Source organism: Tunturiibacter lichenicola (assembly GCF_051013355.1).
Taxonomy (GTDB): domain Bacteria; phylum Acidobacteriota; class Terriglobia; order Terriglobales; family Acidobacteriaceae; genus Edaphobacter; species Edaphobacter lichenicola_F.
In genome coordinates, this window is sequence record NZ_CP132944.1 from 4,938,612 (window position 1) to 4,952,213 (window position 13,602).

Consider the following 13,602-nt stretch of genomic DNA (forward strand, 5'->3'; position numbering starts at 1 on the left):
GCTACATAGGGTACAGAGGAACTCTGCATGCTAGAAGTCAAAGCGCTCTGCAAAAGCTACCGTGGCCTTCCCGCAATCGATAACGTTGCCTTCACCATCCGCGCCGGCGAGATCGTCGGCTACGTCGGTCCCAACGGCTCCGGAAAATCCACGACCGTCAAAATCGTCACCGGCCTGCTTGAGCCCAACACCGGCCAGGTGTTCTTCGAAGGCAAGAGTATCCGCCTCAATCTCGACGGCTATCGGGCTGCTTTCGGCTACGTGCCTGAAGAAGCACACGTTTACACCCACCTCTCCGGCTTCGAATATCTCCAACTGGTAGGGCGTCTGCGTGAGATGGAGGAGCCCCTGATCGACCTCAAGGCGAACCGGCTCCTCGCGCTTCTCGGCCTCGAGCCCTGGCGGCACTCGCCCATCTCGCTCTACTCCAAAGGCATGAAGCAGCGCATCCTCATCGCTGCCGCGCTCTTGCATGATCCCAAGCTCCTGATCTTCGACGAGCCGCTCTCAGGACTCGACGTCCTCTCGGCCCGGCTCTTCAAAGATCTCTTGCAGCAGCTCGCCGCCCAGGGCAAAGCTATCCTCTACATCTCCCACGTCCTCGAGGTCGTCGAGCTGGTCTGCCATCGCGTCATCGTCATCGCAAAGGGAAGAATCCTGGCCGACGCACCTCCCTCCGAACTCAAGACCTCCCTCGCGCTGGCCAACCTCGAAAGCGTCTTCGCGCAACTGGTCAAGCAGCAGGACACGCAGAGCGTTGCGCAGCAGCTCGTCCAGACTATGGCGGTGCATCATGTCTGAGTACGCCGGCCTCTTCGCTCCACCTCGGCATCCCGTCCTCTCGCTCGCCGTTCAGGCGCAGACCACATCACCCGTGCGAATCCAAAGCAGCTTCGAAGTTCTGGTGCGCCACATCCTCCACCGCTTCTTCCACAGTGAGCTTCTCGCCTCCGACGACGAGACCAAGCGCGTCATGCAGATCGCCGCTGCCGTCGCGCTGCCAACCCTGATCGTCTCGCTCTTTCTCTTTCCTGCGTACCACGCCTTCCCGCCCGCCCCTCTTCATCGTCCCTTCTGGTCGCAGGCAGGCGATCACTCCTTCTACGTCGTTTACTCCTTCGTCGTCATGGGAGCAGTCACCGTCTACGAGTGGGATCTGCTCTTCCCCGACATTCTCGACATCTTCGTTCTCACCGTTCTTCCCATCCCCAGCCGCAAACTCTTCTTCGCTCGCGTCCTTGCCCTCGCTATCTTTCTCCTCCTCGTTCAACTCGGCACCAGCATCCTGGGCACGCTCTTCTTTCCCCTCGCCGCCGAGCAGCACAACTTCCTACGCCATCTTTTCTCACACTTCGTTGCCGTCACCATCAGCGGAGTCTTTGCCGCAACCAGCTTCCTCTCCATTCAGGGCATTCTCCTCAACGCCATCGGCGAAGGTCTCTTCCGCCGAATCACACCGCTGCTCCAGGGCATCTCCATCATGGTCTTGCTGGCGGTCCTTCTACTCTGCCCCACCGTGGCAGGATCGCTCGAAGCTCTACTGACTTCCGGCAGCCCCGTCATCTGCTACTTTCCGCCCTTCTGGTTTCTCGGCATCTACGAGTTCCTCCTCAACGGACCGTCAACCCCCGCCATCTTCCACGCCCTGGCGCGAACCGGATGCTACGCATGTTTTTTAGCCTTGGCGTGTACTTTGCTGACCTATCCTCTCGCCCACCGCCGCCGCGTCCGTCAACTCATCGAGGGATCAGCCGCAACCAGTGCCAAAGGCCAGGGAACCAATGTAGTCCGCCGTCTTCTCCACGTCACCATGCTGCGCCACCCCTCGCAGCGAGCTGTCTTCCACTTCATCAGTCAGACCATCCTGCGCGGACAGCGTCAGCGCATCAGCCTCGCCATCTTCGGTGGTCTAAGCGTCGCTCTTGCCTTGGCCCAGATGGTCACCCTCCAGGTCGAACAGGGCCACACCCGCATTGCGCTGCAGCCCGATGGCATCCGCTCTGCAACCCCGATCATGGCCTTCTTCGCCGTCGCCGGACTTCGATCCGTCCTCGCAGCGCCAGTCGATCGCCGAGGATCATGGCTCTTCCGCGTCCTCATCGGGCGCCCGCGCTCCGGCCATCTCGCCGGAGCCTACCTCTGGATCTCTCTCGTGACCTTTCTAACCGGGAGCAGCACCGCTCTTCTACTTCACAGCCTCTCACCCGCCACCATGAGGATCTCCCGCATAGCAACCGGCCAGGTTCTTGTAGCAATAGGCTTGGCTCTTTTACTTCCCGACGTACTGTTGTTCTCCGTGCGCAGCATTCCGTTTACTCAACTCCATAAAAGCTCAGTAAACGATCTGCCTTTGGCAGTTCTTCGTTACCTCGTACTCTTCCCCATCTTCGTCTCAATCCTGGTCGCGAAGGAAGCGTGGATCGAAGCCTCCGTGACTCATCTCCTTGCCACAGCACTCCTCGCCATAGGGACACATCTCTTACTGCAAAGAGCACAGGCCAGCCAGCTAGCGCAGGACACCCACGACACCCCACCAGACGAGGCTGACGAGTTTCCGCAGAGGCTGGGGCTACGCGATGTCTGAATAAACGCGACGCTCCTTGAAAAGGGGGGCACTAAGATGGTCCGCCGCATGATCTTCCCGGGGAGATCTTGTATGCAGATTCAAGGAGGAGCATCGACATGCAGATTCAATCGGTTGGTATTGACCTTGGCAAGACGACTCATCACCTGGTGGCCCTTGGTGATAACGGCAAGGTGCTACTGAAGAAGAACTGTCGCCGGCACAAGACCCGCACGAACGCGAGCGGCATAGATCAGCTCCTCGTCTCGGCAAAATCGGATTATCGAGACGTCGAATCCATGGGTCTCAGGCGTCTAACCACCAATTACGAATTCCTGCCCCAAGTTGATACGGTGCTTTGCCCATAGTGCGAAATCCAGTCTCAGCTGATCGAACAACAAGCTAAGCGACAATAAGGGTCAGCAAACGATAAGTTGTGGGGTGATGGGTTGGGAGGTGGTTATGGGTCCTGTCTCGATGGTGATGCCTGGGTCTCCTGGTACTGGGCTAGGTGCTGGGCTTGGCAGCAGACTTGGTGCTGGGTTGCATAGTGGGCTTAGAGCTGGAACAGGTCTCATCGTTTTCTGCGTGGCCTTGGCGTCTTGTGGTGGCAAAAGTGCGCCGGCACCGGCTGCAGCGGACTTTTCTCTCTCGTCTACGCCCGCGGCGATCACGCTTGTGCCTGGCGCTGCGGGGCAGCAGTTGAGTGTGACGGCGACAGCGGCGAATGGTTTTACCGGGATGGTTGCCGTTGCAATTACCGGACTGCCGGCTGGAGTGACTACGCAGCCGGCGACGCTTACGCTGACTCCAGGAACGGCGCAGAGTGTGACCGTAGCGGCGGCGGCAAGCGCTATGAAGGGTAGCGCAAAGCTGACGCTGACGGGGCATTCGGGGGCGTTGATGCATAGCTCCACGGTGGCGGCGACGATCTCCGCACCCCGGCCCGACTTTACGCTGACGCTGTCGCCCACATCACTGACAGTGGTGGGCGGAGCGGCTGGTGTGCCGGTGAGCGTGACTGCAGGCGCCCTGAACGGGTCCAGTGGCACGGTGGCGGTTGCGATTACGGGATTGCCTGCGGGAGTGACGGCGAATCCTGCGACGCTGAGTCTTGTTCCGGGGACGGCGCAGAGCACGATTCTGACGGCGGCGCTGAGTGTGGCGTCGTCGTCGTCAACGGTGACGTTTACCGGAACGTCAGGAGGTATCGTTCATTCTGCGCCGCTGGCTTTGACCGTGCAGTCGGTTGCGAGGACGAACGCGCCGGATGTGACGACGTTCCACTACGACATTGCGCGCGATGGATTGAATGCGCAGGAGACAATATTGACGCAGAGCAATGTGAACTCGACGCAGTTCGGCAAGATCGGATTCGATACGGTCGATGGCAAGGTGGACGCGCAGCCGCTCTATCTGGCTAATGTGCCGATACGCGGGCAGCTGAACAGCCTGGTGCCGATGCACAATGTGCTGTATGTGGCGACCGAACATGACAGCGTATATGCGTTCGACGCAGACACGGGCATGCAGCTATGGGTGACGTCGATCCTGGGCGGTGGCGAGACGACGAGCGACGACCATGGATGTTCGCAGATTACGCCGGAGATCGGTATCACCTCGACGCCGGTGATCGATCGCAAGCAGGGACCAAATGGAACTCTGTTCACGATTGGGATGACCAAAGATGCGAGCGGGGGATATCACCATCGGCTGCATGCACTGGACCTAACGACGGGCGCGGATCTGAGCACGCCGACGGAGATTGTGGCGAGCTATCCGGGAACGGGAGACAATAGTCAGAACGGCAGCGTCGTCTTCGATCCTGCGCAGTATGCGGAGCGGGCGGCGCTGCTTTTGGTGAACGGCACGATCTATACGGGCTGGACTTCGCACTGCGATGTGGGTTTATACACGGGATGGGTGATGGGGTATAGCGAGTCGACTCTACAGCAGACGCACCTGCTAAACCTTACGCCGAATGGGCACGAGGGTTCGATATGGATGAGCGGGAATGGAATGGCTGCCGACAGCAACGGATTCATCTATCTGCTAGATGCGAATGGGACGTTTGATACGACGCTGACAGTGGCTGGATTTCCGACGCTGGGTGACTACGGGAATGCGATGGTGAAGCTTTCGACAGCAAGTGGGAAGTTGGCGGTGGTGGACTACTTTGAGACATATAACGGGAACGCGGAATCGAGTGAAGATCTGGATTTGGGATCGGGGGGAGAGATGCTGCTGCCGGATCAGAAGGATGCGAGCGGCAGAGTGCATCACCTGATTGTGGGCGCTGGCAAAGATAAGAATATCTATCTGGCCGATCGGGACAACATGGGTAAGTTCAACCCCGCGAGCGATCCGATGGACAGCAATATCTACCAGGAGATTCCGGGCGCAATGGCAGGGTTGGTCTACTCGACGCCAGCGTACTTCAATGGGGTGGTGTACTACGCGGCCGACGGGGATGTGCTGAAGGCGTTTCCATTGACGAATGCGGTCATGGCGACGAGTCCTTCGAGCATGACGTCGGTGACGTTCCAGCATCCTGGGGCGACACCGACGGTCTCGGCGAATGGAATTCAGAATGGGATCGTGTGGGCGCTGGAGTCGGGCTTGACGATGCCGGGAGTGCTGCATGCGTACGATCCGGCAAACCTGGCGCATGAGTTGTATAACAGCGGCCAAGCCGCGAATGGACGCGACAGTTTTGGGAATGGCAACAAGTTTATTGCGCCGGTGATCGTGAACGGGAAGGTGTACGTCGGCACGCAAACCGGGGTTGCCGTATTTGGATTGCTGCCGACGCAGTAAGTTAAGTAGAGACAGCCGCTGGAGCTTTACCTCGTCGCGATCTGGCGCTTCCTCGGAAGCGGTGGTCTAGTGCTTCGAAAGTAAGGATTTTTATGTAAAAGAAGCACAAGATACCCAGCCGTTCTCAAGCACCTCAGGCAGAGCTTCTTTCAGCCCGCATCGGGCTCTTGGCGAACACGATGCCCCGCTCCAGAAGAGATGCACAAATCTGGTGGATCAGAGCAGTTCTTCGCGCCATGAGCCGGTCACGCACGCGATGGAGAGCTTTAAGGTCGAACTGATCATCTGTCTTGATCGGCACGAAGCGCATGTTGTCGCGATCCACGGCCTCAGCAATCGTTTCAGCGTCGATGAATAGTTCTTGTTCGGACTTCACAAACGGCTTCACGAACTGGGCTGAATTGACTTCACATCATGGTCTTATGCCCGCAAAAGCGCGGCCGAGGAAGAGCTACCCGAACATGCTTCCATCCCGATTAAACAGGTCTGCATGTTCGCGGTGAAGGCAATCAACTGCTTCTGGGTAAACTTCTTCTTCAGCAGCACCTTGCCGTTATCACCAAGGGCCACCAGGTGATGAGTCGTCTTGCCAAGGTCAATACCAACCGATCGAATCTGCATGTCGATGATCTTTTTAATCTGCCTACAAGATCTCCCCGGGGAAGAGCATGCGGCGGACCATCTTTGTACCGGACTTTGCAGGATGATTGCAGGGTTATGCTTTCTCCATGACCTTGGGTCGCAAGAGTGGAGCCGATGAAGCGAACTTGGACAATCGTAGGGGTAGGTGCCGATCACAGCGCTACGCTGAGCCACGAACAAGCGGCTGTATACCGGGAGGCCTTGTCCGAAATGCAACGTAGGGTAATCCTCATCGTGCTTGCGTTGCGCGATCGGCCAGATTTATCGGGCCATGCGGCGCCCGCCTCACTCAACTGACTATGCGGAGAGATCGACGCATACGCTCGGATCGGGCGAGACGATTCGGTGCTGAAAAAACGATTAGGAGACAGAAAGGCCGCGGCTCTCTTGAAGAACCACTACTTGTCTTTGCATTCACGTACTCGCATCACCTACCTGATTCAGCGGCGTTGGGGAAGAGCGGCGTGTGTGCGGACTTGGCGAGACGGTGTGATAGCTTTCCGAATGGAATTGACTAAGCTCTCGTTTCTGGTCCCGACATAATTTGCGAAGTGAAGCATCCTCAAGGTCTTTCAAAGACCTAGCCTAGTCTTCGGAAGAAGAGTCGAAAACCCGCGATAATGCACGTATGAAAAGTTCATTGTGTGCATTTTGACTCGGACGCATGTGTCCCTCGTTGATGAGGGCAGGATCGATTCTGCTTTGACTACTTGATCAACCCCGATATGTTGGCCAGTGCCCGCCGATCTGTCTCCGCGTGATCTTGGCTGACGATATCAGGGCGATGCACTCATTGACCGATTCGGATCGGTCCTTCAGCAAGTGGACGTAGAAGCGGGGAGTATGAGTTACGGCACCTTCCAGTCGAGAGAGTAGACTTCCTGGGTTCCCGTGTCGCGCGGCAGAATCGGTGAATCGTCGGGAGCGATGCCGAGCCAGATACTGTAAAAGCCTGTCTGTCGGAAGTTTTTCAGGTCTGCCACGCGCTCGACCTTTCGGTCTCGTATACGCACTCTCATTACCCACTGCAGGTCCGGTAGCTGCAGGAAATAAACATAGTCTCCGCCTCTCGACCAATTGGGGAATGCCGGTCTTATCTTCTCGATCTCCGCCCAGGTTTGGCTGGCAAAATCGAAGAGCATAAGGCAGCGGGAATCGAAAGGCATGGCGACGACATAGCGTCCATCGGGCGACCAGCGTGGCGCGAAAAGGCCCTCTGATCCAGGCAGGGTTGAAACTTGATGAGTCTTGACCTCGAGGATCCGAATGTTCGAGCCACCACCAGCCACATTACCGCCGAACGCAATCTTTGTTCCGTCGGGTGACCAGGTAGGGTCGGATTGTTCCTGAGAGTCTCCGGGCATCATTTCGCGCGGCGTTCCGCCATCGGCCGAAATCGTATATACCTTTGACCTCTGGCTCGGCGAAGAACCATAGAAGACGATCTGCTGTCCATCGGGTGACCAGCTAGGAAGCACGGCAATCAGCGGCGGATACGTAAGCTGAAATCGCTGACTACCGTCGGTTTTGCTTTTCCACAGTGTGCCCTCCGGAAAGCTGACAAAGGTGACCCACTGTTCGTCCCTAGAGAAGCTGACGCTGTCTGCCGAAATCCCGGAGAGAAATGGAACGAAGTGTGAGGACTTCGCGTCGTAGCGGGCCAATTCGCCGCGCCGGAGCGTCCCCACAACGAAGAGCTTTTTGGCGTCCTTGCTGGGCACCGGAGAGGAGAAAGTCATCGGCCCGGAGGTCAGCTGGACAGGTTGCGAAGGAGTTTTGCTGAACAAATTTCCCTTTTCCGCACGCGCCCAGATACTGTCTCCTGACTGAAAAATAAAATATTTTCCGTCCGGAGTCCATTGTCCACAACACTCGTTGGGAGGAGTTCGCCATGCGGGGAGCAAGGGATGCAAGTTCGCCCCATTGACCGAAACCTCCCAAAGCTCACCTAGAGGAAGCGGTGGATGCGCGACGTTGAATAGAATCCTAGAGCCATCCGGCGACCATGCAAGAGCGAGCGCTCGATCGGGGGCGGAGACAAGCTTTCGAGGTTCGGAGCCATCACTCTTTGCAAGGAACAAGTCGCGCCCGTCGGCATAAACAATCATTTCGCCGTCAGGAGACCATGCAGCGGCCTGACCGCCGACCTCTCCCAATCTGCGAGGTGACCCTCCGAGCACAGGCACCTCCCAGAATGATCCGCGGACTGCCGCCTGAGCCACCGTATCTGTTACGAGCAGGGTTGCCCCATCGGGGGAAACCGCAAGGAGTGACATGGCAGGAAAAGGAACTTGGACGTGCCCCACCTCTCCACCGGAGCCCGAGACCTGTCCGATGCCAGGACCCGCGGAAAAGAATTCATTCAAGTAAAGGCGTGGCCCGTCCGTCCCGACCAGAGACTTTAGATTGCCGTCGTTTGTGACTGGGACATAATCTGATACTTTGGGCGGAGGGAGTGGACGAGACTGCTGGTAGATGAATACGGCGATCGTCGCCGCTCCGACCATAAGAAGAACCCATCGCCTTGTTCTCCTGGAGGTTCGAGACTGCTCGCTCGCGGAACTCTTGCCGCTCTCGAGTGTTCCCTCGGCTCGGTTCTTTCCGGCTTCCGTCGATCCTGCGCCATCAAGTCCGAGAGGCGCGGTCTGGTCCCCATTTTCACTCTCCGGAGAGACCCGCGCCGGCGCCGTGGCATGCGAGCCAAGGTGAGTTTCGCGAGGTATGAAGGTCGCGGTATATCCACCCTTCGGGATCTCGATGAAGATTGGATCAGCTGCGCCGGCGATATCGTAGTACTCCCGCAGCCTGGTGCGCAGGCGCCCCGCCTCTACCCGCACCGTGGCGTCTATCGCGGGATCGTACTCCGCTCCTCTTCCGAACACATCCACTGCGATCTCGTATTCCTTTGGGGGAGCACCCGATAGGGATCTCTCCACGATGTATCGCAGAAAGCTTTGGCTACGCTGGGCGGGTAGGAAGACCTTCGAAGCAAGAACGTGGTCCAGTTCTTCTTTGATCGCCCGAATATCCACATCGGATCGCATGATTCGCCTCGCCACGGTACCGCAGAGCCCACATTCTACTGCGTTACGGCGTAACTTACGTGACGAAACTTCACCTGTGGCGTAAATCGGGTCAGTGTGTCTCTAGACGGGCAGAGGCTGTCCCCTAAAAGGAGAATCGAAATGAAAAATTCACATCTCGCTTTCATTATTCGTTCCACTCTCATCGTTTGTACCCTGATGATTGGGACGCTCGCGTCGACACAATCCGCTTCAGCCCAGAGCCCCGAGGCCCTGGTCACGGTAAATATTCCCTTTGCGTTCTGCATAGGAAATCAGACGATGCCCGCCGGCATGTATCGGATCGATCTCGTATCGAATCATGTAGTCAAGTTGCTTGGACCCGATCATGCCGTTGGCTCTGTGGCAATGCATAGTGCGACTAAGTTACTTGCTACTGACACTGGAATCATTGTCTTCGATCGCAATGGGGAGAACTACTTCCTGCGGCAGATCTGGACGGCAGGAAACAAGGATGGCCTCGAATCCTGGCAGACTCGCGTCGAGAAAAATACGCTACAAGCGAACGATCGGAAAACCCGAAGCTCGATTCAGCTGGCTTTCAACTCCACTCCTCGGCAGTAGCCCAGAGGGGCAGGCCAGATCGTACGCATCTCTTTACCCTGAACCTCTAGTGAATCAAAGACACGAGTCTCGAAATCCAAGAGCAAGCGACTATAGTTGCAACGCTCACTTCTTCAGGTTCTTCTGTTTTGTTTCGCCTCGCAGTTTGATCTGCGAGGCGGAGCTTGTCGCAGCGATTTCAGATGAGTAATGACAAATGGGATGAGTTGTTCATGACCTTTGGTCACAACGACGGATGAAAATGGAGTTAGGCTGTTGTGGTTGTGCCCGCATGAGGTCGTGCCCTGCATTGGCGTTTCGAACCCGAAGACGAGTTTGACTCTGGATGCGTTCAGGAACAACGGACTGTAGCCTTCCTCACGGAAGAGCACGCGAGGGAGACTCTCGCTCTCTGCATCCTTGCGAGCACGGCAGAGGAGGCAAGGATGGATGGTCGATCGGGGCCGGTTTAGGACGACCCCAAAGGCCATCGAGAAGTGGTTCACCGGCGTTCGCCATGGAGGCCGGCGTTCATTCGATCTGGATCAGCGAGCAGTTGCAGGAACTAGGCCACGAGGTGATCGTTGATGCAGGCTCAAGCGCCGGTTCGGTTCGAGAGGAGAGTCTATGCTTCACGACAACATGAGAGAAGTGGTTCCAGATTGACCAGGATAGACTACTCGTAGCCGTGTTACATAGTTGCGACCTGCGAAAAGTTTTTGGGTGATAACAGCCTTTCGTTCGGTGCCGCTATCATCGTCCCCTGCCAGAAATCTAGGTACGCCATCAATATCTTCGAACAAGGTGAGCACACTATCCGAAGCGCCCTTCGTTTCGATCGTGTAAGCTCGTGATTCCGTTGGTTTGATGGCGAAATCCATCTGCTCACCTGAATTCAAATCTGCCGAGGCCGGCTTGAGAGGCTGAAGAGTCGATAGCTTCTTGGACATGGACGGGTACCACTTGAGAACCCAACTCTTATCGGTCACCGATAAGAGTCCGGGCGGGGTAAGGCCATTTGCGTACTGCTCCGGCTTGGCGATAAGGCCTGCCTGAAACTCGTACTCCATGATCGAATCAGGATCCCAGGTGGAACCTTGAACCTGCTGCGAAGTCAGCTTCTGCAAGATGTTCTGATATGTCGTACTATGACTCCAATTGTTGGGGGGTGCCCCGAGGGCGGCGTAGACCGCCTGATCATTCCATGTGATCCCGGCAAACGGGCTCTGGTGTTCATGCTCCATACCGAGTACATGACCTAGCTCGTGCAACGCAGTGCCACGGCCGTACACAGAGGTCAAGTCCCAACCATATTGGGTAGTTGGCTGATTCAGAGGAACGCTCAATACATCTCGCCCGACAGATGATTGAGAGGCACCCTCTTTTACCGAATAGCCAATGCGAACTTCAGCCTCCGCGAGCTTTTCGACTTCAAGAAAATCGAGTCCGATCCCCACAGCCTTCCATTTAGCAAAGGCGTCCCGGACAGCGTCGGCTTGAACCTTGGGGACAGAATACTTTCCACTGGTAAAGAAACAATAGTGGAGCACTGTTCCATTGACCCATTTTGACTGGGTGCTGAGAATAGCTGATGCTCTGAAAGGATTGGCGGTCACAGCGGGTGATAGCTGAAGGAGCGGGCGCGGTGGATTGAGACACAGAGGTTTCTGTTGTGATACAACCGGACTCTTCGTTGGACCGGCGGTCTTAAGTGCCATGATGATCTCCACGTTCGAATATGAATTTGGCCCCAAACATACTTTTGATCAGAATGCTTCTGACCGGCAAGCTAGGAACCGGCGCATTTTTATCATTCCTGACTGACTGATCCAAGAGTGGTCATTACTTTACCACTTTGAATGAAGGGGGGGATATTCCATCTATGCCGAGAATCCTCTTAGTCTAGAAGAAGGAATTAGTCTGAGATGGTGGGCACTGGTAGGGCTGTCCAGTATCTGTGCCGGTTGGCTGGATGAGAGACTGTACCGTTGTTGGAGGAGCAGTACGCACGTTTTCAGGGTGAAGCTAAAGAGCTCGAGACAAGGCAACGTTGATCTACAAGCTACAGATCAAAGCTCCCGGCGACGATGTAGATAAGACGTATATGCTTGAAAAGCATGCGTTAGCTAAGTCTTGCTCAGCCAGATCCAGGGTAGGCATCACGCAAGGGAGATCGTTTCATTTAACGGCGTGGCCGCTCACCCAGCAGCAAAAAACCTTGTTTCCCGACTTGAAGGCTGCGCATCCAGATAAGGCCACGCAGGATCTACATAACACTACTGGACGAATAGAGCCAACCTCAGATGTCTATTCTTGGACGGCGAAGATCTTTTGTGGGCACCTATTTTCGGCGATACGGTTCTTATGCCCGGAAAACTCCCGGCTCCAAATATCAGGGATTGGACCGCAAAGGACGCCCGTTTGTCGGGACTCCTCGATATCGACTTTGACCGTAATTTGATCTTGGTGGAGGGCAACGGAAACTACTTCCTAAAGCCGGTACCGCAGGGACCTACTGCCTGAGCTGCAACCTGAATCGTTCAAGGGCGCCATCGGCAACTGCACTCAAAAAGTCAAAATCTGGTACGGGGTGGCGACGTATATTCGAAGTTCGAGCAGCAACTTCGTAATCGGTATCTACATCGAAAGCTGGCCTTGAGGTTTAGGCCTCCTGCGCGATTCCTTGTTTGGGAAGAGGAAAGCATTGGAAGCCGATCCAGGTTGGATGAGTTTCAACCTGGATGGAAATGCTTTATTCTGCTGCAGTGATACTAGCGACCCCTCAACGATTTTCGAGGCTCAGCGAGGTCTCGGCGCGGCTCGCATGCGAATGGCCAGCCATTCACAAAGCAATTGCTAGATCTGAAAGCGAGTTGGCCGATCTCCAGATCTTATTTTCGACGAAAGATGGAAACGCCCTTGCGAACAACTGCAGCCTAGTTCTATTCGGATCTCTCGCTCGCTGCGAATTTTCTGATCAGAGTGACCTCGATTGGATTTTGCTCGTGGATGGCAACTACGAAGATAGCCACCTGTCAGTGGTAAAAACTGTGAATCAGAAACTTGCCGCGTCAAACAAGATCGGGCCGGCCAGCGGCGGAATCTTCGGCAGTCTTGTGTTAAGTGATTGCATAGTTGACTCGATTGGTGCCGACAAAACAATCAGAGAGCTTTCCCTTAGGATGTTACTTCTGTTGGAGTCGGTTTCCATAGGAGATGACAAAGCCGCCCGGCGCGTTATTCATACGGTTCTACAAACTTACCTGACTCGAAATAAGAATCGAACATGGCAATGCCTCCTCGAAGACATAATTCATTTCGGCAAAACCATGGGCGTAGATCTCGCCGGTTCGCTCCCGGATGGATCTGGATCTGGGTGGGGCCTACGCAATGCTAAGAGGCGGTTTTCGCGCAAACTTATTGTTTTGACAGGTTTCCTCGGTTGCCAGAGACGGCATGACGGATTTTGGCAAGGTTCTAATGACTTGATAGACGAAACAAGGCTTGATGAACTCGGGCGCTTTTTTTCCCGGCCTCCTCTTGAAATCCTTGCTGATGAACTATTGCTTAGGGATACTTCAAATCCCGTCCTTCGGAAGATTTTCTCGTCGTATGATCAGTTCCTCCGGCTCCTTGATGATCCGGCATCAAGGAATGAATTACAGAATACGTCGTGTGAGTTCGCCAGCAAGAGCATTGTCTATCGATTGGTCCAAGAAATCAGTCAAGAATTTCAGGATGCTATTTGGCAAGCGTGCCCCGCTGTTGGCACGTTACGACTATAGGCTCATGGGTGGACGAGGTAACTATTTAGAGTTCAGCGGTGGCGCAGCACAATCTATGAAATGCTTTGACGCAGATTTCCATGCCTCGACTCGGACAATGCGGCTCTTTACGCACGATCGCGGAGATTTCGCTTCGATTCGTAATGAACGAGTGCTCATATATTGGCCG

The 13,602-nt window shown here is 55.6% G+C and carries 10 protein-coding genes; 6 read left to right on the plus strand and 4 right to left on the minus strand.

All coding sequences use genetic code 11. From position 1 onward, the window contains the following. Positions 1-27 precede the first annotated feature (27 nt). From RBB82_RS20700 to RBB82_RS20715, 4 genes are all read left to right on the plus strand, one after another. Positions 28-801: an ABC transporter ATP-binding protein gene (locus tag RBB82_RS20700; RefSeq protein ID WP_433972632.1), complete on the plus strand. Its 774-nt coding sequence runs from the start codon at positions 28-30 to the stop codon at positions 799-801. Further along, positions 794-2,584 (plus strand): hypothetical protein, encoded by a 1,791-nt coding sequence (locus RBB82_RS20705; protein WP_433972633.1) that lies wholly within the window; start codon positions 794-796, stop codon positions 2,582-2,584. The genes RBB82_RS20700 and RBB82_RS20705 overlap by 8 nt, the downstream gene beginning before the upstream one ends. A 98-nt stretch (positions 2,585-2,682) precedes the next feature. Further along, the gene (locus RBB82_RS20710) at positions 2,683-2,931 is read left to right on the plus strand and encodes a hypothetical protein (RefSeq protein WP_433975469.1); all 249 of its coding nucleotides are present in this window, start codon (positions 2,683-2,685) and stop codon (positions 2,929-2,931) included. A 94-nt stretch (positions 2,932-3,025) separates the two neighbouring features. Continuing rightward, complete coding sequence (locus RBB82_RS20715; RefSeq protein ID WP_433972634.1) at positions 3,026-5,380, plus strand: hypothetical protein; 2,355 nt, start codon at positions 3,026-3,028, stop codon at positions 5,378-5,380. A gap of 133 nt (positions 5,381-5,513) precedes the next feature. On the opposite strand, the gene RBB82_RS20720 is transcribed toward RBB82_RS20715, so the two are convergent. The 3 genes from RBB82_RS20720 to RBB82_RS20730 form a co-directional block, all read right to left on the minus strand. Beyond that, positions 5,514-5,756 (minus strand): IS110 family transposase, encoded by a 243-nt coding sequence (locus RBB82_RS20720; RefSeq protein WP_433972635.1) that lies wholly within the window; start codon positions 5,754-5,756, stop codon positions 5,514-5,516. A 44-nt stretch (positions 5,757-5,800) separates the two neighbouring features. After that, on the minus strand, positions 5,801-6,001 hold the full coding sequence (locus RBB82_RS20725) for an IS110 family transposase (protein WP_433972636.1): 201 nt from the start codon (positions 5,999-6,001) through the stop codon (positions 5,801-5,803). A gap of 869 nt (positions 6,002-6,870) precedes the next feature. After that, positions 6,871-9,066 (minus strand): hypothetical protein, encoded by a 2,196-nt coding sequence (locus RBB82_RS20730; RefSeq protein ID WP_433972637.1) that lies wholly within the window; start codon positions 9,064-9,066, stop codon positions 6,871-6,873. A gap of 141 nt (positions 9,067-9,207) precedes the next feature. Between RBB82_RS20730 and RBB82_RS20735 the strand changes: the two genes are divergently transcribed. Continuing rightward, on the plus strand, positions 9,208-9,669 hold the full coding sequence (locus tag RBB82_RS20735; RefSeq protein WP_433972638.1) for a hypothetical protein: 462 nt from the start codon (positions 9,208-9,210) through the stop codon (positions 9,667-9,669). A gap of 611 nt (positions 9,670-10,280) precedes the next feature. Here RBB82_RS20735 and RBB82_RS20740 read toward each other — a convergent pair. Further along, positions 10,281-11,366, minus strand: coding sequence for a hypothetical protein (locus RBB82_RS20740; RefSeq protein ID WP_433972639.1), 1,086 nt, complete (start codon positions 11,364-11,366; stop codon positions 10,281-10,283). A 1,023-nt stretch (positions 11,367-12,389) separates the two neighbouring features. Between RBB82_RS20740 and RBB82_RS20745 the strand changes: the two genes are divergently transcribed. Beyond that, positions 12,390-13,433 (plus strand): hypothetical protein, encoded by a 1,044-nt coding sequence (locus tag RBB82_RS20745; RefSeq protein WP_433972640.1) that lies wholly within the window; start codon positions 12,390-12,392, stop codon positions 13,431-13,433. Positions 13,434-13,602: the final 169 nt, after the last annotated feature.